This is a genomic window from Thermodesulfovibrio sp. TK110, from assembly GCF_054658355.1.
Map to the genome: position 1 here is coordinate 1,864,554 of NZ_BAAHNB010000001.1, position 24,073 is coordinate 1,888,626.

At 33.0% G+C, this 24,073-nt stretch carries 26 protein-coding genes, 1 tRNA gene and 1 pseudogene; 3 read left to right on the top strand and 25 right to left on the bottom strand.

Translation table 11 applies throughout. The features are described from left to right. Nucleotides 1–94: 94 nt before the first annotated feature. Nucleotides 95–167, top strand: a tRNA-Ala gene (locus ACYQ3X_RS09850). 38 nt (nucleotides 168–205) lie between these two features. On the opposite strand, the gene ACYQ3X_RS09855 is transcribed toward ACYQ3X_RS09850, so the two are convergent. The 6 genes from ACYQ3X_RS09855 to ACYQ3X_RS09880 all read right to left on the bottom strand — a co-directional run bounded on the left by ACYQ3X_RS09855 (nucleotide 206) and on the right by ACYQ3X_RS09880 (nucleotide 5,890). Continuing rightward, the gene (locus ACYQ3X_RS09855) at nucleotides 206–1,282 is read right to left on the bottom strand and encodes a tyrosine-type recombinase/integrase (RefSeq protein WP_460181636.1); all 1,077 of its coding nucleotides are present in this window, start codon (nucleotides 1,280–1,282) and stop codon (nucleotides 206–208) included. Nucleotides 1,283–1,391: 109 nt separating this feature from the next. Further along, the gene (locus tag ACYQ3X_RS09860) at nucleotides 1,392–1,589 is read right to left on the bottom strand and encodes a helix-turn-helix domain-containing protein (RefSeq protein WP_460181637.1); all 198 of its coding nucleotides are present in this window, start codon (nucleotides 1,587–1,589) and stop codon (nucleotides 1,392–1,394) included. Between the two features lie 605 nt (nucleotides 1,590–2,194). Continuing rightward, nucleotides 2,195–2,521, bottom strand: a complete 327-nt coding sequence (locus ACYQ3X_RS09865; protein ID WP_460181638.1) for a hypothetical protein — start codon at nucleotides 2,519–2,521, stop codon at nucleotides 2,195–2,197. Nucleotides 2,522–2,661: 140 nt separating this feature from the next. Further along, entirely contained in the window at nucleotides 2,662–2,931 is a 270-nt protein-coding gene (locus ACYQ3X_RS09870; protein ID WP_460181639.1) for a helix-turn-helix domain-containing protein, read from the bottom strand. Beyond that, nucleotides 2,919–3,449, bottom strand: a complete 531-nt coding sequence (locus tag ACYQ3X_RS09875; protein WP_460181640.1) for a hypothetical protein — start codon at nucleotides 3,447–3,449, stop codon at nucleotides 2,919–2,921. Before ACYQ3X_RS09875 ends, ACYQ3X_RS09870 begins: the two co-directional genes overlap by 13 nt. Next, entirely contained in the window at nucleotides 3,443–5,890 is a 2,448-nt protein-coding gene (locus ACYQ3X_RS09880) for a bifunctional DNA primase/polymerase (RefSeq protein ID WP_460181641.1), read from the bottom strand. Before ACYQ3X_RS09880 ends, ACYQ3X_RS09875 begins: the two co-directional genes overlap by 7 nt. A 110-nt stretch (nucleotides 5,891–6,000) precedes the next feature. Between ACYQ3X_RS09880 and ACYQ3X_RS09885 the strand changes: the two genes are divergently transcribed. Further along, complete coding sequence (locus tag ACYQ3X_RS09885) at nucleotides 6,001–6,972, top strand: hypothetical protein (RefSeq protein ID WP_460181642.1); 972 nt, start codon at nucleotides 6,001–6,003, stop codon at nucleotides 6,970–6,972. 750 nt (nucleotides 6,973–7,722) lie between these two features. Here ACYQ3X_RS09885 and ACYQ3X_RS09890 read toward each other — a convergent pair. The 15 genes and pseudogenes from ACYQ3X_RS09890 to ACYQ3X_RS09960 all read right to left on the bottom strand — a co-directional run. Next, a pseudogene (locus ACYQ3X_RS09890) lies at nucleotides 7,723–7,971 on the bottom strand (transposase); the annotation flags it as partial. 260 nt (nucleotides 7,972–8,231) lie between these two features. After that, nucleotides 8,232–9,119: a DNA-methyltransferase gene (locus tag ACYQ3X_RS09895; protein ID WP_460181643.1), complete on the bottom strand. Its 888-nt coding sequence runs from the start codon at nucleotides 9,117–9,119 to the stop codon at nucleotides 8,232–8,234. Beyond that, nucleotides 9,103–9,696 carry a hypothetical protein gene (locus ACYQ3X_RS09900; protein WP_460181644.1) on the bottom strand — a complete coding sequence of 198 codons (594 nt, stop codon included), beginning with the start codon at nucleotides 9,694–9,696 and terminating at the stop codon, nucleotides 9,103–9,105. The genes ACYQ3X_RS09895 and ACYQ3X_RS09900 overlap by 17 nt, the downstream gene beginning before the upstream one ends. 412 nt (nucleotides 9,697–10,108) lie before the next feature. Beyond that, the gene (locus ACYQ3X_RS09905) at nucleotides 10,109–10,396 is read right to left on the bottom strand and encodes a hypothetical protein (protein ID WP_460181645.1); all 288 of its coding nucleotides are present in this window, start codon (nucleotides 10,394–10,396) and stop codon (nucleotides 10,109–10,111) included. 347 nt (nucleotides 10,397–10,743) lie between these two features. After that, nucleotides 10,744–12,045 carry a DUF512 domain-containing protein gene (locus ACYQ3X_RS09910; protein ID WP_460181646.1) on the bottom strand — a complete coding sequence of 434 codons (1,302 nt, stop codon included), beginning with the start codon at nucleotides 12,043–12,045 and terminating at the stop codon, nucleotides 10,744–10,746. Beyond that, nucleotides 12,026–12,574 (bottom strand): CDP-alcohol phosphatidyltransferase family protein, encoded by a 549-nt coding sequence (locus tag ACYQ3X_RS09915; protein WP_460181647.1) that lies wholly within the window; start codon nucleotides 12,572–12,574, stop codon nucleotides 12,026–12,028. Before ACYQ3X_RS09915 ends, ACYQ3X_RS09910 begins: the two co-directional genes overlap by 20 nt. Nucleotides 12,575–12,584: 10 nt before the next feature. Beyond that, the gene (locus tag ACYQ3X_RS09920) at nucleotides 12,585–13,607 is read right to left on the bottom strand and encodes a tetratricopeptide repeat protein (protein ID WP_460181648.1); all 1,023 of its coding nucleotides are present in this window, start codon (nucleotides 13,605–13,607) and stop codon (nucleotides 12,585–12,587) included. Further along, complete coding sequence (gene rpe / locus ACYQ3X_RS09925) at nucleotides 13,597–14,256, bottom strand: ribulose-phosphate 3-epimerase (RefSeq protein WP_460181649.1); 660 nt, start codon at nucleotides 14,254–14,256, stop codon at nucleotides 13,597–13,599. The genes ACYQ3X_RS09920 and rpe overlap by 11 nt, the downstream gene beginning before the upstream one ends. Next, nucleotides 14,253–14,750: a PASTA domain-containing protein gene (locus tag ACYQ3X_RS09930; protein WP_460181650.1), complete on the bottom strand. Its 498-nt coding sequence runs from the start codon at nucleotides 14,748–14,750 to the stop codon at nucleotides 14,253–14,255. The genes rpe and ACYQ3X_RS09930 overlap by 4 nt, the downstream gene beginning before the upstream one ends. Beyond that, the gene (gene rsmB, locus ACYQ3X_RS09935) at nucleotides 14,747–16,024 is read right to left on the bottom strand and encodes a 16S rRNA (cytosine(967)-C(5))-methyltransferase RsmB (protein WP_460181651.1); all 1,278 of its coding nucleotides are present in this window, start codon (nucleotides 16,022–16,024) and stop codon (nucleotides 14,747–14,749) included. Before rsmB ends, ACYQ3X_RS09930 begins: the two co-directional genes overlap by 4 nt. Further along, the gene (locus tag ACYQ3X_RS09940) at nucleotides 15,994–16,536 is read right to left on the bottom strand and encodes a DUF116 domain-containing protein (RefSeq protein WP_460181652.1); all 543 of its coding nucleotides are present in this window, start codon (nucleotides 16,534–16,536) and stop codon (nucleotides 15,994–15,996) included. The genes rsmB and ACYQ3X_RS09940 overlap by 31 nt, the downstream gene beginning before the upstream one ends. Then, entirely contained in the window at nucleotides 16,511–17,437 is a 927-nt protein-coding gene (fmt, locus tag ACYQ3X_RS09945; protein WP_460181653.1) for a methionyl-tRNA formyltransferase, read from the bottom strand. The genes ACYQ3X_RS09940 and fmt overlap by 26 nt, the downstream gene beginning before the upstream one ends. 7 nt (nucleotides 17,438–17,444) lie before the next feature. Next, nucleotides 17,445–17,945: a peptide deformylase gene (gene def / locus ACYQ3X_RS09950; protein WP_460181654.1), complete on the bottom strand. Its 501-nt coding sequence runs from the start codon at nucleotides 17,943–17,945 to the stop codon at nucleotides 17,445–17,447. A 12-nt stretch (nucleotides 17,946–17,957) separates the two neighbouring features. Next, entirely contained in the window at nucleotides 17,958–18,773 is an 816-nt protein-coding gene (locus ACYQ3X_RS09955; protein WP_460181655.1) for an MlaD family protein, read from the bottom strand. A 134-nt stretch (nucleotides 18,774–18,907) separates the two neighbouring features. Beyond that, nucleotides 18,908–19,378: a flavodoxin family protein gene (locus tag ACYQ3X_RS09960; protein WP_460181656.1), complete on the bottom strand. Its 471-nt coding sequence runs from the start codon at nucleotides 19,376–19,378 to the stop codon at nucleotides 18,908–18,910. Between the two features lie 175 nt (nucleotides 19,379–19,553). Between ACYQ3X_RS09960 and ACYQ3X_RS09965 the strand changes: the two genes are divergently transcribed. Beyond that, nucleotides 19,554–20,849, top strand: coding sequence for a TIGR02710 family CRISPR-associated CARF protein (locus ACYQ3X_RS09965; protein ID WP_460181657.1), 1,296 nt, complete (start codon nucleotides 19,554–19,556; stop codon nucleotides 20,847–20,849). A gap of 194 nt (nucleotides 20,850–21,043) precedes the next feature. Here the strand turns inward: ACYQ3X_RS09965 and ACYQ3X_RS09970 are convergent, their stop codons facing one another. Genes ACYQ3X_RS09970 through ACYQ3X_RS09985 form a run of 4 tightly spaced genes read right to left on the bottom strand, consistent with a single transcriptional unit; the run spans nucleotide 21,044 to nucleotide 24,039 of the window. Next, nucleotides 21,044–22,270: a hypothetical protein gene (locus ACYQ3X_RS09970; protein WP_460181658.1), complete on the bottom strand. Its 1,227-nt coding sequence runs from the start codon at nucleotides 22,268–22,270 to the stop codon at nucleotides 21,044–21,046. Nucleotides 22,271–22,275: 5 nt separating this feature from the next. Next, nucleotides 22,276–23,115: a tyrosine-type recombinase/integrase gene (locus tag ACYQ3X_RS09975; protein ID WP_460181659.1), complete on the bottom strand. Its 840-nt coding sequence runs from the start codon at nucleotides 23,113–23,115 to the stop codon at nucleotides 22,276–22,278. Next, nucleotides 23,112–23,699: a hypothetical protein gene (locus ACYQ3X_RS09980; protein WP_460181660.1), complete on the bottom strand. Its 588-nt coding sequence runs from the start codon at nucleotides 23,697–23,699 to the stop codon at nucleotides 23,112–23,114. Before ACYQ3X_RS09980 ends, ACYQ3X_RS09975 begins: the two co-directional genes overlap by 4 nt. Beyond that, nucleotides 23,674–24,039: a hypothetical protein gene (locus ACYQ3X_RS09985; protein ID WP_460181661.1), complete on the bottom strand. Its 366-nt coding sequence runs from the start codon at nucleotides 24,037–24,039 to the stop codon at nucleotides 23,674–23,676. The genes ACYQ3X_RS09980 and ACYQ3X_RS09985 overlap by 26 nt, the downstream gene beginning before the upstream one ends. Nucleotides 24,040–24,073 lie beyond the last annotated feature (34 nt).

Sequence of the window (24,073 nt, forward strand, 5' to 3'; positions counted from 1 at the left end):
CGCTTGTGCAGTTTCTTAATTATACCTTAAAAAAGCAAGAAAAATTAATAGTAATTGACAAAATGACATGCCTATGTGTTATTTTTAAAAAATCGGGGCTGTAGCTCAGTTGGGAGAGCGCTTGAATGGCATTCAAGAGGTCGGGGGTTCGACTCCCCTCAGCTCCATCAAGAATTATCAAGGGTTTGCACCACATGATACAATCCTAAAAATTCCAGACTGTGTCAGTTTTTGTGCCACTAACTTTTTTTGTTGTTAAAAACAAACGATTCAGACATGTTACTGCTTTATTTTTGTGTTCTGGTGCTAAGTGTGAGTATCTTAAGGTCATCTTTAGGTCTTTATGCCCTAATAACTCTTTAACAGTTGTAAGGTCAACTCCACTCATAACAAGATGACTTGCAAATGTATGTCTCAAGTCATGAAAGTGGAAGTCTTTAATTCCAGCTTTTTTACAAGCACTGTTGAAAGCTCTTTTTACATCAAAGTATCTGTTGTTTGTTTCAGGATTAACAAAGACATAATCAAGCCCTATCTTTCTTTCAACAAACAGTTTTCTAAAAAGAGACAACAAAGCCTCATTCATAGGAACGTCTCTTCTTTCAAAGTTTTTTGTTTTCTCAACATGGATGTATCCACTCTTAAGGTCAATATTGTCCCACTTTAAAGACAAAATCTCTTCTTTCCTCATTCCTGTATTTAATGCAGTAAAGACAATTGGATAAAGATGTTTGTCACAACAAGAAAGCAATTTATGAATTTCCTCTTCTGAAAGGTATCTAAGTCTTCTGTTGTTTTCTTTGAGAAACTTAACCTTTCTAACTCTCTTTAAAACCTCTTCCTCAATCATGTTCCATTCAACTGCTTTTGTAAACATGTGCTTAAGACAAGCAAGCTTCCTGTTAATGGTTGCTGGCTTTTTGCCTTGTTTAATAAGCTCAACCTGGAATTGCTCAACAAGCTGTGTTGTAAATCTTCTTAAAATAAGATTACCAAATTTTTCTTTTAATTCACAGATAAGGTAAAGTTTGTTTCTTTTAAAAGACCTCTGGATAGAAGCCCATTCTGAATACTTATCACATAGTTCCTGAAAGGTATGATTCTTAATAACAATCTTTTCAGGATACTTTCCTTCTGCAACCTCAGCTTTTCTTTTAGCTAAGAGTTTTATTGCTTCATTGATATTCTTAGTCTTTGCACTTTCTCTTACAATTTTTCCTGTAGGGTCTGCATACCTTATCCAGTAAACATTACCTCTTTTAAAAATGCCTCTTGTTTTCATACTTATCCCTCCCCTTAAAAGAAGATTAATTTAATGATGCCCAGAAGGCATACAATGATTAAAAGATAAGCCATAATATTACAGGCTTTTACAATTGCTGTATTCTCTTTCATTCTATCACCCCCTTTCCTCTGTATTTTTCATAAAGACAGTCAAGAAGTTTCTTTAAGACACTGCTTGCTTTTCTCTTTCCAGTTTCAAGATAAGTAACATACCTAACTGTAACTCCAATCATCTTGGCAAACTCTTTCTGTGTCATTCTTAAATCTTTCCTAAACTTTCTAATTGTCTCCTTGTTCCAGTCCATATCCTCTCCTTGTTGCTTTTTATACAATTATATAGAACACTGTTCATTTTTGTCAAGTGCTTAAATAAATATAAGTAACAAAACCTATCCAGCAGTAATAAAAGAGAAAGAGGTAACTTGATTAACAATCAAGAAAAAGCCTTGTAAGTGATTGATTTTTAAAGGGTAAAAGTTGACTGTGTTAGTAATTGTGTCAATGAATTCTTTTTATAAAAGCAATAAGCTTTGTTTATAAGAAAAGCTAACAATTGGATACTTGAGGTTTTGTTTAAAAAATGAAGAATGTTAGAAAAGTCTGGTGAGGACATGATGGACAACACAGGCATGTGATACGATTGCCTATCCTTCATTTCCCCCCCCAGAAAAAAAAATACCCTTCAAACCATTGTCATTACTTGAAAACGTTCCAGAATTCATTCTAATGCCCTTATTTTTAATTTTTGTTTTAGACCTATTTTAGGTATAGGTCAGGTTAAAAAAACTCAAAATAAAGGCATTTAAATGAATGTTTTTTTTGATGGTATAGAGAGGGTTTATAGAGTTCATAGAGTTTATAGAGTTAAGAGTTGACAGATGCTTGAAGAAACTTCCAAAATTAAGAAGTCTTAGAGAGCTTTCTTATACTTTCTAACATAACTGACAAGATTATTGAAGGTTCTAATAAGATTTGGTTTTGTATTGTTGGTTTTATAGAATAAAGAGCTAACAGAGATAAGTAAAGCTCTCTGTAATCTCTTTCTGTTTTCTGATATAAAATCTAAATAGCTGTAATTGTCATAGAACAGTCTCTGTAAGTTTTCAGGTAAACATTTGTCAACAAACTTCATAATGAGCTTATGTTGTTTACTAAAGGGCTTCATAGAGTAAAGATAGAGGACAACTTGTGCTTTCTTCTTTTTAGACAAGTCTGTAAATCTAACTTTCTTTTTCATAAAGCATCCTTTCTTTTTTAGTATCACTGCAAAAAATTGTTGTTCTTTTTCTTTTGGTTCACTAAGCTTTTATGTGTTACTTTGTTCTGTTGTTTAAAAACACTAAAACAAATGTTACTTTTTTATATGGTTTAATTTTCTTAAATCTTAAAGCTTATGTTTTTTTCAAGCCATTTAGAAAGCTCAGACTTTCTAAACTTCAAATACTTGCCTGTTTTAATGTAAGGTATTTCATTGTTGCTGACTTTGGAGTAAAGCCATGTCTTTTTGCACTTCAGAAACTCACATGCTTGATTGAAGTCAAGTATCTCATCATCTTTGCTCTGGCTTTTAAGAAGAGGAATAAGCTCTTTGACTATCTCCTTAGCAAGGGCTTTAATCTCCTCTTCTTTAAAAGTTAGTTCTGGCAATTTCTCACCTCCTTTCTAAAAATGTGGAGTTCTGTATGTTTGCAATAAGTGCATTGAATGGATGTTTTCCGTGAGTTTGGTTTCAGAATAATCCAGCTATCAGCACCACAGACAACACATTTTCTATTCAGAGATATGCCTTTGCTTTTGCTAACTATCTCATCATAGGAAGGTTTATGTTCTGCTTCAGAAAAAGAATGTTTTTCTTCAACAGGTTCTGGTTCCTCTTCTTTACCAAAAACAGGAGTTGGTTCTGGGACAAGTCTTTTTCTAAGCACATTCTGGTAATAGTAGGATGGTGCTTTGCATGTTTTGCAATGAAAGATAAGTTTGTAATCCTCTGTTACTTCTAAAAAGATGTCAGGCTTAGGGCAAACTTTGTTATGATTTCCGTATTCATCCCTGAACATGTTGAGGATATCTTGCTTAACTAAGCCTGCTTTCTCAATTAGAGATTTGAACTGTGCCATATCTTTCTTTTTTGCCTTTAGTTGATCACCAACAGACTCTATTACCATATTTCAAAATCCTCCTCTTCATTTTCTTTTTGTTTTAAAAAATTGTTCTTTTTGTTGTCAGTGTCGTCAGGATTGGAATTTTCCTTATTTTTCAATGAGTTATGGCTGACAAGAGATTGATTGTTGTTGTCAGCTGTTGTCAGGTTGTTGTCATTTGTTGTCAGGCTGACAACATTTGTTGTCATGCTGACATTTGTTGACATGCTGTCGTCATGCAAAAAATTATTGATTTTATTAGAAAAATGACAAGATGACAACACTGACAAGAAATTAGGTAATTTTTTAAAACAAAAAAGTCTAAAGTTTTCGTTTCTGGAAAACTGGGTTTTTATCCCCAGGGTTTCCAAGTCGGTTAAATATGACCTTATTTTTCTCCCTAAGGCGTTTGGAGTCTTAGGCAATTGTTTAAGCTGAAACTGATTTTTTGAATGCTTCTCATGAAGTTTTTCCAAAAAGTTTGTAGCTGAGATTTCCCAGCTATCTCTATCCTTTAATTGTTCTATGATCAAACTGATTACTGGGTCGTCAAAAACAACTTCAAGGGTTGCTTTTTCTCGGTTATTTTTTAATAACTCGCTAAATTGAACTCCTGAGACTGGAAAGTTTTTAATTTTACCAACGTTCTGAACAAAACTTGCTAAATCAGTTAAGTCGTAATCTTCATCTTCAAATTCATTCAAAGTTTCTTGAACTGCTCTAATCAACCAGCCTAAAAGCAAAGGTTGGATTTGTTTGAACTCTTTCTCTAACACATACTGAGGAATTATTCTTTCAGGTTGAAGCAATTCAATTGTTAACATCCTCCTTCTTAAATCTCTTCTTTCTGCAATAAGGGAGATTCCGTTAAGGATGATCGGGTTTTTCACAAAATACTGAACTACTTCATTATCCGTGTAAAGCCTTCTCCTTGCAAGAGCTGAGCCAGTTGATATTCTGCATAAACAGTCCGACATAGATGAAGTGATATGGCTTATATTATCAAAGGCAAGCACGAGATTTGACAAGCTCAGGCATAGAATATCAACCTCGTCATGTGGGAGAGGTTTTATAGGTGTTAGGGTTGGATCTATGAGGCACTTTAAGATTTTGGAAACACTTGTTTTTCCAAGACCTTCTCTTTCCCCTGTAACATTCAAAATAGGCTGTTCATTTTGGAGCTTAAAAAGATTGACCAACCATGCCAAACAAAGGATCAAATTTTCCTCTGATGTGTTAATTATCCTTTTAAGAAAATACCAACTATTACTGTCTGCGTTCAGGTCAGGTTCTGGTAAAAGTAAGAACCCCACTGGTTCAACAAATTTAAGTTTAGGAGCCCCGATCTCAATTTTATCCTTCCAGATTCTAACAACTTGGTTGTTACCCAGATAAAGTTCTTTGAAATCGCAACTTTCCCCTATCCTGATGTAAGTATTGTATTTCTTTTGATTTAACTGTGCCAGACCAGCCAGATGCTCCACAGCCATTGAAATTGCAGTTGGATAAGCAAGTATTCCAGCCCTGAGGGCAATTCCTTGCAAGAGTTTTCTAAACTCGGAAGAAGCAATTTTTAAGTTTTTATTAGAACCATTACAGAGAATTGTGATAAATTCTTCATTATTTTGGTTTAACCAGAGTTCAAAACCTTGCATGAGTTCTAAAAGTTTCTTTGCACAGTTGATACGCTCTCTATCTTCTTTTTCTTTCTCCTCTAATCCTACAGCTCTTAAAATATCTTCCTTTTTACATCCAGCCCAACATTTTAATTTAATTTCGTTGCCTTCCTGCCAAATGTCCAGAGATGGCTCGGTATCGTCGTGGGCTGGACAAATTGCTCTAAAAACCTCTATCCCATTGTTTGTCCAAATCTTTTTAACCTCAAAATGTTTCAAGAATTCGTCCAAAGGCACATTAAGATTTACCACTCTTCCAGTTTTTGCTGAGCTCAAAAATTTTGGATTTTGCAAAGAGAGGATTTTCCTCTTAAAATCCTCTGGAATGGTTTTAAGCTCCTCTGATTTCATGAAAGAATACTGATGCTCATTGATTTTTGAAGGCGGCGTTAGAACCAAAGCATGGTCATTTTTTATATCAAAACCGAGTTCCTGACGCTGCATTGTTTTGATTTCAGGATCATACTTGAACCAGAAGTGATAGCCACGGGCTGTTTTTACCACTACACTGGCGTATTCCATAAGCTCATCAAAATTATAAAATTTGTTGAATTGATCAGGTTCGTCCACATCAACAACAGTTATACCAGATATCTTTCCTGTCACTATTGCAATATTTGAGTTATGGTTAAAAGTATGTTCAACAAGCTCAGTGTGCAAATATTTAAAAGACAGCTCTTTCCATGGAATAGCTGGTTTTTTTGAATTCGGAGCCACAGGCACGACTGAAAAGCCAGCCCTTAGAAAACATCGAGCTGTGCTTATGAGATTACAGTTTTGCCCCCTCATAGCTTAACCTCCCTTTTTTTCTTTTATTTTAATTTTTCTTACGTGTTATTGCTTTTTTCAAGTGACATGTGCTATAATAAGAAAAATAACACTTTATTAAGGAGACAAAAATGAAAGATTTATTAAAGGTTTTTTGGTATCCAGAGGAAGGTTTAATTTTAGTAAAAAGCAAGATTTTTCAAAGCATTGACCAGTTCAGGTCTTTCATTAAAAGATGGATACTTCCAGAGATTGGTTATCCAGAAAGCACATGTTTGACTGGGAAAATTAAGGATGCTTATTATGCATGGAATTTAAAAGACAGTAAAGCTTATGTAAACAATCTTATTCTGTTAACAGTAATGTTCATGTTTCTTAGAAAGGATAAATATAAAGAAAACATGAAAGCTTTGAACGAGTATTACAAATCTAAACTAACTATAGAGGGCAAGATATTTTTTAATATTCATTTTGAAAAAGATGAGGATTTTGATGTCCTGAGGGTTCTTGCTCTTTTGATTAAGCAACACTACCTGATAGGCATTCTCAGGAAAACCAACAAGAGAATAACCTCAGAACAGCTTTTATCTTCTGTTCATTCTTTTAAATCTTTAAATCTTGCAAGCCTTTTCTCAAAACACATAGCAAGATATAGAACAGAGTTTAATGAAATGGCAAGAAAACTAACCAATTATCTTATCAGCAGACAAGCTTTAAACAATAATCTTGAACTTATTAGTCTTGATAGGTTTGTTGATGTTGTGGTTGAGATTTTTGAAAGGCTTGAAGAGCCACCATTAGATAAGGTTAATTTTTATAAAGAAGGTAAAAGACAGTGTCTTATCTGTGGTGTTAGATTTACTCCTAAGAAAGGAACATGGTCTTTATACTGTCCTCAATGCAGAAGACATCATCCAACTATAAAAAAGAGATTAGAAAGGCTTTTCAGAAAGATTAATGAATTACCTGATGATGTAAGAATAGTTGTTAAAAAGCTTAAGGAAGAGAAAGATACAAATGAAAGAGATGAGCTGTATGAAGAGCTAAAACAACTTATGCCTGAGCTTTTCTCTTTACAAAGAAAACACAAATCTAAGTCTTAACGCTTACCTTTAACTTCTATTAAAATTTCCTATATAAGCTATAAACAACTCCTATTTTACTGTCTGTTTTATGACATTTCAAAAAGAAAAGATATTGTTTAATAATTAGCAAAAAATGGCTATTTAAGACCTCTTCCCTGTCACGGAAGTGGACTACCCTTTTTGAGATTACATTGCCAAACAAGAATTCATGCTGGTTTCTAAAAAGGGCTATTTCAAAAATTGCACACTTTTTAAGCAGTGAATAACCTGACTTTCAACCATTTTTTCCTGTGTCACTGTGCAGTAATTGTGTCACTTACTACTAAAAAACAACACATACTGTCAAAAAATTAGACAGGTGCAAACCCTTGACTTCTCTAACAAAAGGTAACATGAGATAACATTAAAAAATGTATTTTTCTGAATGGCATTCAAGAGGTCGGGGGTTCGACTCCCCTCAGCTCCATCAAGAATTATCAAGGATTCATGCCATCTTCTTTTTCAGAACAACATTTGAAAGTTTCTTGATTTAATGATGTAAGAATAAAAAGCTGCTGCTTTTGTAGAATGAAAAAAATGAATAGGGGAAAATTTTATTAATTGATGACAATGAGATGGACTTAAAAATAACAAAGGAACTAAAAAGCTGGTTACACAGTTATTCAAAATTATGGCTGGCTTGGCACAATTAAACTTTTAAGATATTCCAAGCCAGATATAGTTCTCCTTGATCTAAATATGCCTGCTCTTTCAGGAGATTAGGTTATGTCAAGATCTCTGTGTAAATTCCTTTAAAGGGCGTATTCTCCATTGTTCATTGAGTCTGCTCATCACTGCATAGACTATCCTCTCTATACTTACTGTATTGTTAAAACAGCTTATCGGTCTTGTCCTTCTTCGCACCTCCCTGGATGCCCTCTCTATTACATTCGTTGTCCTAAACTTCATCCACATCGCAGAAGGTGTGTAATAAAAGTTCAATAATTCCTCTAAATCCTTCTCTATACACCTCACTGCCTTTGGATAAAGTCCCCTACACCTTTCTTAAAAAGTTAATTTAATTAACCCCCCTGGAGGATACACCCTTTTTTCTCAATTTCAAGGGATTAAATTTACACAGACGATTTTACATTTGGTTTAGATCAATTTTTCACTTCGCCTTTTCGTCTACTTTTATATAGTCAGGAGAACAGGGGCATCCTTTATGTATTCCTTTGCGTTGATATGCTTTTGCTCTTTTGTATTGATAACTTCTTTTTTGTGATTTTTTCATAATTTTATTTTGATTCAAAAAGTTTTAAAATTGACTGTAGTTCTAAATTGTTATTTTTCTTCCCATATTTTCCAGTAAATTCTCCTTTTTGTTTTCGTTCTTTAAAAGTTTTAACTACAATATGCTTTGCCATTTCCTCTTTGGCAAATTTTTCTTCATTTTGGTAATTCTTGAGCCTATCTCCAGCAAATTTACAATATTCTTCTGATATATCTATCCCAATAAAATCATAACCTAATATTTTTGCGGCAACTAAAGTAGTCCCACTTCCACAATAAGGATCCAATACGATACCTTTTTTCTTCCCGTCCATAACAGAGTAAATACATCGGACAGGTAATTCAAGAGGGAATGGTGCGGGATGAGGATTTTTTCTTTCTGGTGGAAATCTCCAAATAGAAGTTAATAATGCATGTTGGGGCTTTAATTCTTCACCTATTACATGATTCCCTTTTGGTTTATAGAGCCAATAAATTCTTTCTTCAACTTGCCAAAACCTCCAGCCTCTTATATTTGCAGCAATCATTCTGTCCCAAATTATTTCTTGTCTTATCACCCATTTCGTTTTTCTTAGCCAATCCATAGGATGTAACAATTTCCCCCTTTCCCATCTAATTTTATGATTATAGAAAAAGGACCCCCCCGGTTTAGTTATTCTGAAAATTTCATCCAAAACAGCAATTTGATTTTGTTGATATAAATCCTCAGGTAATTTATCCGAGGCACCCAAGTATTTTACATTAGCTACTAACCATCCCTTTTTATTCTCTCCCTTATTGTACGGCGGCGAGGTAACACCAACATCTACAATTTCGGTTGGTAAGGATTTTAAAACACATAAAGCATCTCCACAAATTATTTTGTTTAAGTAATCTTTAATCATTTTTTGCATTGTTTAATAAAAATTCATAAAAACCATTAGCTATATACTTTCTATATCTGTATAATTCATTTTTACTTAGAAGAAAAACAATTTTTAATTCTTTACATTTAATAAAATTTCTATAATCAAAAGTTGCGCTTCTTAAAAACTGCCCCTTTATACTCTTACTACCCCTCAATTTAGTTTGCCATCTTTCAATTTGCATTTTTAAATTTTCTACAAAATCTGGGCAATTAAATGGGAATTCAATTATATAAATGAGCTTTCCATCAATGAAACCACTAACCAACATATTTAAATCTTTTTCTTTAATGTCTTTTTCTAATCTATTAGGCGTATAATCAGTAAAATTTCCACCGCCATTTAATTTTGCTGGAGAGGTTTTTCTTTCACCCCTGCTATGCTTTTTAAATTCTTCCGTATCAACATTTTTTGGTTTTGCTTCGCATTTTATTGTTCGGCCTGGAATAAAAGTATCATGTCTAAAACCATTGTATCCAATTTTACCTATTTTATGCTGATATCCTGCTAATGTAACAGTAATAAATTCTCTTATGGTGGAAGAATTTTTATCATTGATATACATTGTCAATAAATCTACCAGTATTCCTATAAGTGTATCTTTCTACTTTCCATGCAAATAATTACTTAATTCCTGATGAGAACCAGTAGAATAAATTTTTATAACATTTGCTAATTCTTGATTCATAATATTTATTTTATCATAAAATAGCACCTCTTAAAGTGCTTTAATACACCTTTCCATAATCCGTAACAATATTTCCCGATAATACTGTTTTTACTTCTGCGAGAGGTTTTTTTGACTGACAGTGTTGTCCAATCAGTTTTTTAAGCCTTTTTTACAGGCTTATTCAGCGTTCGAATAGATATTTTAGCAAACCTATCCTTTACCCTCTGTAAGAGTTTTTGTGGCAGTATAATAAAAATTGACGCCTATCATACCAGCATAAAAGATGAAGATACAAACAGGGTAAGGTTTAATGCAAAATTTTACAAACAGACACAATTTTCTTGACAAGTTTCCTCTCTATATCATCTATACAATCCCCTCCAGAGATAAATAAACTAAGAAGGTTCTCTATATAGTCACTTTCACTGTATTTGCCACTGTTCTTCTTTATCTTGAGATTCTTAGCTATAAGCTTTAGTATCTTCATTGCCTTCATTGTCTCTAATGCCAGAGGTAACCTTGCAAAAGATGTGACCACCTCTTTGGATTTCTCAATAATCAGTTTAAATGGCAGTATGCCTTGTGCTATACTCATTTTAAGCACTTCTTTGCTGAGTTTGATAATATATTATGCTTGCTTAATCCTTTGTTGCAAGCCATTTCCCTATGGAGGCGCTATTTTGACTATGGATTTAGGACTTGACAAGTCTCTGTAAAGGGAGATGTTTTTCAGCTATACAGGAAAATATCTATCCATATTAAAAAAGTTGTCAATTGAATCAAAGTCAGTAGCCCCCACCCCCACAGAGAGCCCTGAGCTTTAAGTAGGCTCGGGGCTTGATAATAGTTTCCTTTACACAGGAAGACAGGGATAGACTTATTCGGCTTGAAGTTAAAGTTGATAGTCTGCAACAACTGATATATACTGCTTTATAAGTAAAATTAAGATTTTAAAGAAATACATATAGCTTTGATTGCCTTTAAAAGAGATTCGGGCTCTGTATCAATTTTAAAAGCTTTAATTTGTAAAATTTTTTCAATATCACTGATTGTTAAGTTGTCAATGAACATCTCTTCAGAATCTTTCATTGTAACATCAGGAATAAGAAGTAAATCTCCAGGTTCTACATATGAAGCTAATCCTTTAATTATGTCATTGCCAGTTAAAAGTCCTGTTACTGTTACTGTTTCTCCAAACATGCTATTTTTTAAAGGATAAACATCAATGGGAATGTTTTTTTTCTTAAGTCTTTCAATAAATTCATAAAGATATGGATAAAAAGATATCCCTGTAAAACTGACAAATCTTTTTTTTAAATTCATTGATGGTATCTCCAGTTTTGTTGCTTTGTACATGAACAACGGAACCATTCCAACACCGTTTTCAATCTGAGGAAGGTCATCATAGAAACTCAGAGGAGGAAAAGGTTTTTCAGCTTTAATGTAAAATTCATCGGCAAGATAAACAAAGTTAACTCCATGTTTTTTTCTGAATCGTTTCTGAAATTTTTCAACAACTTTTATTACTTCTTCAGCTTTGCCTTTTGTTACAGGAGTAAGTCCATTTTTGTGATATTTTGTAAGTCCTACAGGAACAATGGCTACTGAAGATACATATGGATAAAGTTTGTAAAGATCTAAGATTGATTTTTCAAGTATTTCTCCATCATTGAACCCTGGACAAACTACTATCTGAGTATGCATTCTGATTTTCATCTTTGCAAGTTTTTTTAGCTCCATCATAACTGGTGGAGCTTCAAAATTTCCTAAAAGAGTGTTTCTTATCTCAGGGTCTGTGGCATGAACAGAGATATAAAGAGGGCTCAGTCTTAGTTTTTTTATTCTTTCATAGTCTTTCTGGGTGAGATTTGTCAGTGTAATATAGTTTCCATAAAGAAAGCTTGCTCTGTAGTCTTCATCCTTAACATACAAAGATTTTCTCAATCCCTTTGGAAGCTGTTCAACAAAACAAAACAAACATTTATTTACGCATCTTTTTATTCTAAAAGGCTCTACTTGTATTCCAAGGGCCTTTGTTTTTTTCTTAATATTAAAACTTATTATTTTGCCATCTCTTTCAGCTGTAATTTTGAGAAAATCTTCATCAGCATAGAACATTAAATCAATAGCATCCTTAATAGAATGCCTGTTTATTGAAAGTATTATATCTCCTTCTTTTAATCCTGCTTTTTGAGCAGGCGTTTCAGGATGTATGTATTCAATTCTAACTCCTGATTTTGCCATTTTTAAATCTTATCAATGTGTATTGAAATAGTGATGCAATTGCAAGAAAACTTACAAAAAAATATCCAGACTCAGGTATTAAGGGAATATCAAAGTTTGTGGAAAGAAGAATATAGCCAAATATAATTACCTGTGATGCATTGCTTATTTTCCCAAGCAGTGTTGGTTTTGTTATTTCCTTTTTTCTTAAATAAATTTCTAACCATCCAGTGGCTACAAGAGCATCTCTTATGAAAACCAGTATTATGAACCATTTTGGTGCAAGTTCATTAATGTAAAAAGTTATCATTATACTCAAAAGAAGCAGTTTATCTGCCAGAGGGTCAAGAAATACTCCAAGCTTTGATATCTGATTAAATTTTCTTGCGATGATTCCATCAAGGCTGTCTGTTAAACCTGCAACAATTACAATTTTTAATGCTGCTGAGTAGTCCTTTGAATTCATTGCAATAATAAAAAATGGGACAAGAACTATGCGGAAAAAACTCAGTATATTGGGAATTGTTATTATCCTTGCATTTATCATCATAAATTATACTCTATGGAATATTATAAGGCAAAGAATAGTTACCATTAAGTAAACCTTGAGCATATTTTTTCTCAAGTGCAAAATCGTGATTTTGAGCTTCATGAATTGCTTCATTGAAATATTTTATTGCCATTTTCTTTCTTTTGTTTAGATAATGAAGCATTCCTCTTTGAAGTTTACAATATATAAGTCCTCTGGGATCATTACATTTTTTGAAGTTTTTTTCAGCTTTTTTAATATATTTAAGAGCTGTTTTATATTGCTTCCTTAAAATATATATCATTGCCATACTCCAAAGTGTATAGGATGAGCTTACAATATCACCGATTTTACTGTAAATATTTAACGCTTTTGTGAAATTTTCTTTAGCATTTTTAAAGTCATTTATCATTCTGTAAGCATTGCCTATACCACAAAAAGAATATGCCATGCCAAATCTATCTCCAATTTTATTAAATATTTCATTTGCCATTTTGTAGTATTTCATTGAATCTTCATGATTCCCATAAACTCTTGAGCTTCCACCAAGTCCGCAGTAAACATATCCAAGACTCTGTTTGTCCCTGAGTTTCTTAAATTGCAATAGTGCTTGATTAAAAGACTGTAATGATTTTTTTATTCTTCCTCCAAATCTCCATACACTGCCTTCAGTCCATAGGGTAAAGGCAATTCCTTTTTTATCATTAAGATTTTCATAAATGTTTCGTGCAACTCTTACAATTTTTAAAGCATCTTTCCATTGGCCTGTTGCTTTTTTTGTAATTGCAAGTCCAGTTAAGGCATCTGCTTTAGCAACTCTATCATATAAAATATCCGAAATTTCTAAGACTTCATTATAAAGAAGTTCTGCTTTTTTAAAGTTTCCCATAATTCTGTTCAGGTCTGCAAGCACTATTAAACAATCAACAGAAAGTGTAACATCCTTGTTTTTAATCGCTGTTTTATAAATTTTCCGCCATAACTGGAAAGATTCTTTAAAATAACCCTTCAGCCGTAATTGTTCTGCTTTTTCAATAATTTTTTTAATTTCCATATAACTGTTTTCTCAGGTCTTCCATAAATATTTTGTAATCTTTTTGTCCAAAAAATGCTGAACCAATTACAAGAATATCCGCTCCTGCCTGAACGATCTCTTTTGCATTTTCAAGCTTTACTCCTCCATCCACTTCAATCATTGCTGAACATCCACGAGATAAAACCATTTTTTTAGCTCTGTTAATTTTGTCAATTGAAGAAGGAATAAATTGTTGACCACCAAAACCTGGATTAACAGACATAATTAGAATTAAGTCAATATCCTGAAGGATTTCTTCAATTGAAGTAAGTGAAGTTGCAGGGTTTAAAGACACTCCAGCTCTAATTCCATGTTCTTTTATCTGCCATACTGTTCTGTGCAGATGCATACATGCTTCAACATGAACTGTAAGAATGTCTGCACCTGCTTTAACAAAATCCTCAATATATTTTTCAGGTTTTTCAATCATTAGATGAACATCAAGGGGAAGTGCTGTTGCTTTCTTTACTGCTTCCACTACTACAGGACCAATCGTTATATTAGGAACAAAGCATCCATCCATAACATCAATATGAATCATATCTGCACCAGCTTTCTCTGCAAGGTTAATCTCTTCAGCAAGTCTTCCAAAATCTGCAGATAGTATTGATGGAGCTATGAGAGTCATTTTTCTTCCTCCTTTTCTCCAAGACTTATGATTAACTTCACTGCTTTTCCTCCTTCCTGTGGCTCAGGTGACTGGGCTATAACAGTATTTTCAGGATAGTGCTCTGAATGAATTTTTATAACTTTTTCTATAGGAATACCTTTCTCATTTAAAACTTTTTCAGCTTCTTCATAGCTTAGTCCTCTTACATCAGGAAAAACAGTAAACCTTAACCCCTTACTCATTATTACTCCAATTTCTCTTCCCTTTTTTATCTTTGTTCCTGCTGGTGGAGTCTGCCTTGAAACTGTTCCTGTAGGCATTTCTGAATATTCTTCTCCATCAATTCGGATGTAAAGCCCCTTTTCCTTAAGTATTTGATTTGCCTGAACAATGTCTTTCCCCCTTAAGTCAGGAACTTCTACAGTTCCTCCTGAAACAAAGAGTGTCAAAGAAAGATAACCTGCCAAAAAACCTGCAAATATTGCTCCTGCTATGTATAAAACTTTATTCATTTAATTCTTAAAAGTTTAGCAATGAAAAATCCATCCATTCTGTCTCGGTGAGGATATGTTCTTAACTTTTTTATACTACTAAATTTGTCATGTTTCTGTAAAAAGCTTTCAATTACTTCTTCTCCTTCTTCAGGCTCTGTTGAACAAACAGAGTATAAAAGAATACCTTTTTTGGCTAAAAATTGCGAGACCTTTTCAATCATGAGTTTTTGAATTTTTGAAAGCCTTTTAATTTCTTCCTCCCTTACTCTATATCTTATATCAGGATTTCTTCTGATTACTCCTGTAGAAGAACAGGGTGCATCAAGAATGATTCTGTCAAAGGAGTATTTAAACTCTATTTGATTAATGTCTGCAAGCTGGGGCTTTATTTTTACATAAGGGAGGAATTTTTTCACTCTGTTGATATTTTCCTGCAAAATTTTAAATCTTGCCCTGTTGTTTTCAATACATACTATTTCTCCTTTTTTCATTAATGCTGCTGTAAGAAGTGTCTTACCTCCAGGGCTTGCACAGGCATCAAGAATTCTTGCACCTTCAAAGGACTCTAAAAGAAAACAAACAAGCTGGGATGCTTCATCCTGAACAATCCAGAAAAATGGAGCACATTTAAGAGTTTGTCTTATCTCATATCCTTCTCCATCTATTTTTAATCCTGATAAAACAGCTTCTGAAAGTTCTACTTTAAAGCCCTTTTCTGTTAAATAATCTGCTACAGATGCTCTTTCTTCAGGCTTGACAGCAATTGTAAATGGTGGTTTTTCATTGTTTGCTTTAAGAAGAGACTCTATAGATGAGAATCTTTTAATCCATCTTTTGATAAGCCACTCAGGATGGGAGTATTTTATTGAAAGTGGTAGATTGCTGTTAAAAATTTCTTCAAGGCTTTTGCCAGAGTATTTTTTTATGAAATTTCTCAATATGGCATTTACAACTGCAGGTTTTCCATTAAAACTTTTTTCAACATTTACAGCCTCAAAAGTTACAGCATATTCTGGAATTTTCATAAATAGCATTTGATAAACTGCTGCTCTTAGATTGTTTACTGTAAAAGGAGAAAGCCTTTTTCTATCTTTAAAAAAACCTTCAAGTAAAAGATCTATCAGATATAGATTTCTTAATGTGCCATATAAAACTTCTATGAGGAAGGCTCTATCAGACTTATGAAAGGATGAAAAAACTTCGTCAGTAAGCAGGGACTTCAAAGATTTTTTTTTATACAATACATTGTTTAAAATTGCAACTACTGTTTTTCTTGGTGATTTATAAACCATTTAATTGCTTCCTCAACTTTCTTAAGATTTACTGTGGTGTCAATACATGGACCGAATGGTCTTTCATTTAAAATTCCGATAACAGGGATGGGATAAGTATCAACTATTCCACTTGAGAGGTCTCTCTCACAAGCAACTGCAACAATTGCATCTGGTCTAATCTCTTTTACTACTTTTCTTGCAATTGTTCCTCCGGTAGCAATGGCAATTGATATATTGTAAGTGTCTGCAAGTTCAATTAAGTCTTTTACTTTGCAATTGCCACACCTACGACATTTATAAACATCAAACGTGAGTCTAACATCACATTTTGAGTTCTGAATGCAGTGAGGAAGCAGAAGAAGTATTTTTTTTGGATTTACGCTATCATGCATAACAAGAAGATTATTAAGTTTTACAATGTATGCCTGAAACTCAGCCTTTTTAGATTTTAAAAATGCTCCCACAAGCATTAAAACAGGATAAAGGACCTTAAGAACAAAACCTCTAAGAAAATGAATCCACTCCTTCATTTATTTTTCTTCCTGAAAGAAATTCTTTTGCTGTCATTACTTTTTTACCTTCAGGTTGAATAAGAAGAATTCTTAGTAAACCATTGCCAGTTCCAACAATTAATTCATTCTTTGCCTTAACAACACTGCCTGCAGGAGCAACTCCTTCTAATACTTCTGCTTTAATTATTTTTAGTCTCTCATTTTTTAAAAAACTGTATGCACATGGCCATGGATAGGTTCCTCTTATAAGATTAAATATTTCCCGTGCTGAAAGATTCCATTTAATTTTTCCATCTTCTTTTCTAAGCTGAGGCGCATAGCTTGGCTCACCCTTTTGAGGCTCTGGCTTAATCTCTTTTTTTCTCATTTTTTCAATTGTCTCAATAATTAATTCAGCTCCAACTGTAGAAAGTTTATGCGCAAGTGTCTGGGCATTGTCTTCATCTTCTATAGGAACTTCTCTCTGTAGAAGCACAGGACCTGTATCAACTCCTTCATCAATAAGCATTGTTGTCACGCCAGTTATCTTTTCTCCTTTTATCAATGCCCACTGCACTGGTGCTGCTCCTCTGTATTTTGGAAGCAGTGAAGCATGCAAGTTTATGCAGCCATATTTTGGTATTTCAAGAATTTCCTTTGGAAGAATTTTTCCATATGCCACAACCACTCCAAATTCAGGATTTAATTCCTTTAACTTCTTTATGAAGCTTTCATCTCTCAGTTTTTCTGGCTGTGCCAGATTAAGCCCGAATTCCAGAGCAATTTTCTTAATCTCACAGGGTTGAATAATCTTTCCTCTTCCCTTTGGTTTATCAGGTTGTGTTACAACAAGAACTATTTTTTCTTTTTTTGAAACTAAAGCCTTAAGCGTTGGAACTGCAAACTCTGGAGTACCAAAAAAAATTATCCCAGCTGGCATGATAGAGTTATTTCTTTGCTTTTAAGTATTTTCTTCTGAAAAGTTCTCTCTTAAGAGGAGTTATTCTATCAATAATAAGAATACCATTAAGATGGTCAATTTCATGTTGAAGTGCTCTTGCAAGAAGTCCTGTTGCTTCAATTTCTATGGTTTTACCTTTTCTGTCCAGCCCTCTCACAAAAATTTTTTCATTTCTTTTAAGCCTTGTTATAAAACCTGGCAAACTCAAACATCCTTCTTCAGAGAGAATTTCTCCCTCTGAATTTATTATCTCTGGATTGATTAAAACAATAAGTGAATGATTTTCCTCCCTTAAAGAGGTATCAACAACAATAAGCCTTTTTAAAACTCCAACCTGTGGAGCAGCCAAACCAATACCATTTGAATTATACATGGTTTCAATCATATCATCTATCAATTTTTGTAAATCTCCATCAATATCAGTGACTAACTCAGCTTTCCTTTTTAATACCTGATCGGGATATTTTTTTATCTCAAGTATTGCCATAAGAAATTATAACTAAAATATGCTGAATTTGAAAAATTTTTTTGGATCTTTTTTAATTTCCTCAATAAGTTCTTTAAGCTCCTTTATGCTTTGCTTTAAATCTTCTGCTACTGTTTTATCCTTAATGAGCATTTTAAGTGTTCCCTGAGATTCTTCAATATCTTTTAAAAGATTTTCAAGTTTTTGAGAACTTTTAAGAAGGCTTTCATATAACGTAGGATCATTTATCATTTTCCCAAGTGTTCCCTGTTTTGAAGATATTTTATTGGAAGCTTCATCAAAGTTTTTGAGTGCATTTGACAGTCTTTGATAAAACTCCTTATCCCTTGAAAGCATCCCGATGCTTCCATCTCTTATTTCTTCCACTGTTTTTTTAAGTTCTAAAACCGTTGAGTTTAGATTATTATAAAGTGAAGGATCAGTGATTAATTTTGGAATTGTTCCTTCAGATTTATCAACTTTTGTTATCAGGAAATCAATTTTCTGAATCAATCCTTCAATTTTATTCATTGTTGAAGCTGCAACTCCTATTATTTCCCTTACTTCTATCTGAGGATATCCTAACATGCCTTTTGATATGTCAAAGTTTTCTTGAGACTCACCTGGAAATATCTCAATATATTTATCGCCAAGAAGTCCTATTGTTTGGACAGTGGCTCTTGCGTCAGATTTCAAATAACTTAGAACATTTTTATCTATTAAAACTTTTACCATAGTTCCGTGCTCTTTACTGAGCTTTATTTCTTTGACCTCTCCCACATCAACTCCTGCTACTCTTACAGGTGCGCCTTTACGCAGTCCTTTCACATCAGATATGTAAATTTTCATCAGAACTCTCTCCTGAAAAAAGGATTGTATCCCGCCTGAAAAAACTATTACAAAAAAAATGATAAGCAGTGAAATTGTTATAACAATGCCTACCTTTAAAGATGCCCACCTGAGCTGTTTTTTTCTGTCAAACATTATAATCTTTTTAGAACTTCTGCATATTTATTAACCATCTCCGATATTTCTCTTTCAATTCTCTCATCAGGCTTTCCAATTGAAACAGGTCCATAATGTCCCAGCCTTGTAAAACCCAAACATATACATCCATGTATCAAAAATGCCTTGAGAATATCAAGACATACTGTTTCTCCGCCTCCACCAATCATTCCAGTGGAAGTGAATGCTGCTACAAGTTTTCCCTCAATCTTTCTGTAGTATTTAACAGATTCATCAATGAATTTTTTAACTTCTGCTGCCATTGTTCCAAAATAATTTGGTGAGCCAATTATAAAGCCATCATATTCTGGCAGACTGTCAACACTTGCTTCTTCAACTTTTTTTAAATCAACATTTATACCTTTATCAGCAAGTCCCTGAGCAATCATTTTTGCCATCTTCTCTGTATTTCCTGTTCTTGAATAATAAAGCACTAAAACTTTTTTCATCTTTCCACCTCCATCAGTTTATTTTTTTCATTTTATCATAGTATCCATAAAATTACTATAGAAAATATTTCCCTGAAGTTACACTCTTTATTTGACTGTAAGGAAATCATGAGATTGTGTGGTTTTGTTCAGTCTTTTGATATAATTTTTTATAAACAGATGAGGAGGAGGGAAAATGAAAACAATAGGAATTTTCACTGTTGGTGGTAGCCCTATGCCCATTATAAATTCCATAAAGGAGAATAATTTTGACTTCATCTACTTTATTTGCTCTACTGGAACATATGAAGTGGCATCAGAAAGGCTCGTTGATGGTAAGCCTTTGAAAGAAGATGATAAAATTATTGCAAAGGAGTGCAATCTTTCAAAGGAAAACTATGAAAAAATACTTCTTCCTGTGGACATAATAGATGACTTAGATGAGACTTTCAAAAAGCTTGAAGAAAATTTGCTTCCAAGAATAAAGGAAATGAATTCTTCAGATGTCAAAGTCATTGCAAACTACACAGGCGGAACAAAGACAATGAGTGCAGCAGTTGTCCTTTTGAGTATTCTTCAGGATGGATGGGAGCTTCAATTTAATTCAGCACAAAGAACAAATCTTATTAAAATTGACAGCGGAGACTATCCTACATCAATAAATAAGATAAATCTCCTTTACAGGATTGACAGAAAATACTTTGATGCTTTAATGCAGAAGTATTATTACGAAGAAATCATTGAAAGAGCCAAAAATTACCTTAAAACTCCTCTGCCAGTAGAAATTAAAACAGAGATTACAAAGATAAAGGACATACTTAACGTCTTTGTTTTATGGGATAAATTTCACCATGAGTCTGCTTTCAAGGTGCTTGAAGAAATAATGAAAGCCATCCCTGAGAATAGTTCCATTCATGATGCTATAATTCCCTATTATCTCTGGCTTAAGCAAATTCTTGGGAAGAAGAAACCGTTTCATGGATATGAGAAAGTTATTGACCTTGTTATGAATGCTGAAAGAAGAGCTAAACAAGATAAGTTTGATGACTCTATTGCCAGATATTACAGAGCCATTGAAATGATAGCACAGCTCAGGTTAAACAGTTATGGAATAGATAATTCAAACATAAAATGTAATGAACTGCCTACACTTCCTGAAAAGGCTGTAGAATTTTTGAAAACAGAGTGTGAAAAGAATAGCGAAAATGGAACTGTTAAGCTTGCTCTTATAAAGAGTTATGAACTACTCGCTAAGATGGATGATTCTTTAGGGCAACTTTATCTGGAAAGAAAAAACGAACTTCTTAACTGCCTTAGATTGAGAAATAGCTCCATACTTGCCCATGGATTGGAGCCCATACTTAAAGAAAAGTTTGAACAAGTAAGAAACACATTTAAAACCTTCATAATTGATGCTTTAAAAATTGCAGGAGTAAAAAATCTTGAATCATCAATACAGTTTCCAAAAAGCCTTGCGGATATAGGTTTTTAGCTAACTTTCACAAACTCTTGATTTTTACTGGCGGGGTGGACGGGACTTGAACCCGCGGCCTCTTGCGTGACAGGCAATGTTGTATACCTAAAGTCTTTGATTTTTCTATGTTTTATATTCTCAAAATCACCATTTTTAGACTATTTTTTAAAAATTTTTCCCACATTTTTCCCACAGCTAAAACCAAAAAGATTTTACAGGTCGGTGATGTTATATTTATTAACCAGGAAAGAAATTTTTTGATAGTTTTGAGAACAACTGAATTCAGATGCAACAAAATAAGGGCAGTCTTTGTCTTTATTTTGTTGCATCTGAAACTCAAAACATTTGTTTTCGTGTGGACAGTTGAAACATTCAGTTTTTTTTCTTAGTTCTTCGTCTTTTATAAACATTGAGCAAAGATAATCACATGCACCAAAATTTTCGCAATGACTACAATCTGGATTTATTTGATTTTGGATTTCCATCTGTATAAAATTTTTAATTTGATTTTTAATGCTCTTTTTATCGTAAAGTTGTAAAATTTTAAGCTGTTTTTTACATTCAGCTATTTCCTGTGTGAGTTCTTTTATAGTTTTTTCTCTTTCTTCCTGAAATATAGACAACTCATTTGATGATATTTGCGATAAAGATAAAAGCGATGCAATCCGGTTTTCTTTTTTTACAATCTTTAACTCAAGCAATCTTTTAGTGATATGCTTAACAATAATTTGTCTTGCAATCTCTCCTGTTGGTGTAGTCATATCTATCTCATTTGCTAATGTATATGCAAAGCGTAACAGCTTTTCTCTTGTGTAATTACAACCATTAATAAAATCTCTATTGAGAGTTTTGTTGACTTCAAGTGTTTTTTTTATAAAGGTTACTACTTTTTCTTCTGAAAACCAGATGCTTTTCACTAACCTCAGGTATCCTTCTATAACTGCTTCTGTAAAGTTAAATTGATTTTCACCATATATGATCTTGTTAAAAATTACTTCTGCACCTGAGTTCCACAAAAGATATCCGCACCAAAAATAAGACATTGCTAATGCATGTAAAATATCATTTATGTCAACATCTTTACTTACTGCTACAACATTGCTTTCTGATTTAAATGAATTATTATAATTAGTAGTAATAAATGCTTTAAGGTGTTTATATTGTTTTTGAAGATTGGTCAGATAATAATTAATCTCTTTATCTGTTATTACTTTTAAATCTTTTAAATATTCAAGAAAACCTTGATCATGATATTTTATATAAGGAACATCATCTTTGCGAACTGCTCTAATTATTTTTGGTTCACTGCTAAAAAGTGACAATTTTTTTTCATTCAACACTTCTGTTTTATAAAAAAATGGAAGTCTGCTTGATAAAAGCCTTACTACTTCAGGGTAGTTGTTTTCCAGATATTCTTGTAATTTTATAGGTTCATGCATCGCTATTATATTTTTAACTTTTCTATAGCTTCTTTAGCAAGTTTTGGTTTAACCTTCGCATATCGCATCGTAGTGTTTAAAGACCTGTGCCCACAAATTTCTGCAATAACCCTTATGTCAACCCCCTGGGCAAGTAATTCTGTTGCACATGAATGTCTTAACCAGTGAGGAGATATCTCATCAAAACCTACTCTTTGAGCGATTTTTTTCAATCTGTAATAAAGAGTATGATATGTGTAAGGAAAAAGCCTTTCTTCTTTGCTTGAATACTTAATTTGAAGGTATTCCATATATCTTGATAGTTCATTTTTAATAACATCAACAGGAATAACCCTTTCATAACCTCCCTTACCTCTAATGTGGATAAAAACGCTTTCTTTATCGCAAAGAATATCTTTTCTCTTTAAATTAAGCAATTCAGATGCTCTCATGCCTGTAATAAAAAGCATTTTAACCATGATTTCTTCTTCTATATCTTTACAGGCATCTATAAGCTTTTGAATAGATGCTTTATTGAGATATGCTGGCACTTTCTGTCGCACTTTAGGTCTGAGTATTTTTAAGTCTTCAAGAGAAATGTTTGAAATTTTATATGCTTTCTTTAAAAACTCAAAAAAACATGAAATTGCAGATAGTGCTACACAAACAGAAGAACTAAGATTTTGGTTCTCATATAGATATGACTTGTATTTTAGGACATCATTAAAATCTATTTCATCAACTTTTTTATCACCAATAATAGCTAAAAAACGATTCATTGCAACTGTGTATGTCTTAACAGTTGCACCTGAGTATATTCCAGTTAGATATTCCTTAAATTTTTCTATTGCACTGCTTAGTTTCATAACGAAAACCTCTCCTTTAAATACTCAATTTTAAGCGCAGCTCTTAGATATGCGTAAGAACACACTTTAGACAACGACACCGTTTTATCGTAAAAAATAGTTTCCACGGGTTTATAGTTTTGAAGTTTAATTTCATAATGCACCTTCATTTGTTTCGGACAAAATGAACAAACATTTTCTACAATTTGCCCATTTTGATTTACGCCATACACATGAAATTCTTCTCTGCCACCCATTACTGTTGCTGTTCCAACTCTAAGTATGCCATTTTTTATTATGTTTTTCACCCGACACTCTCCGTAAAACATTGGATCTCCATATAAATGTTCAATTACTGCAAGCAATACAGGATTTATAGCATACAAAAGCCATCCAGTATAAACATTAATGACACCTATCGTGATAATTAATACTTTGTTAGTTTCAGGCTCTTTGTATTTCTTTTCAAAATCAAAACCTTTTATCACAGCATGTGTAGAAACCATTGTAGTTGTAAAAACAACTGTAAGAATTACATGCCAAATTAAAAATTTTTTTAAAAAATTTTTTATATTTTTTTTAGTCTTGCCAACAAATATGTTCATAACGCTTTAAAAGTTTTTCAAAATATTTTTGAAGAGATGGAATTATTTTATCACAAACTACGCTGTCTTTTGACATTAGTTCTCCACATGTTTCGCAAAGCATCTCTCTTACATACCATTTCTGTTCCATTTGCGCTTTTATATATTTATCATGAAAAAGAGGTAGAAAATAAACTAAAACATATATCTCTTGTCCAGGTCGTAAATGAATTAAACAAACATCGCAAAAGCGTTTAAGGTTGCACTCCACAGGAAAACGAACCCTGGAAATGAAACGCCCTCCATCTTCAAGAATTTGCTTGATTTGTTCTTGTGTTAAAAATTCTTTAAGTTCCTGCAATGTTTTAGCCCCCTTTTTTTGGTAAATTTTTGTG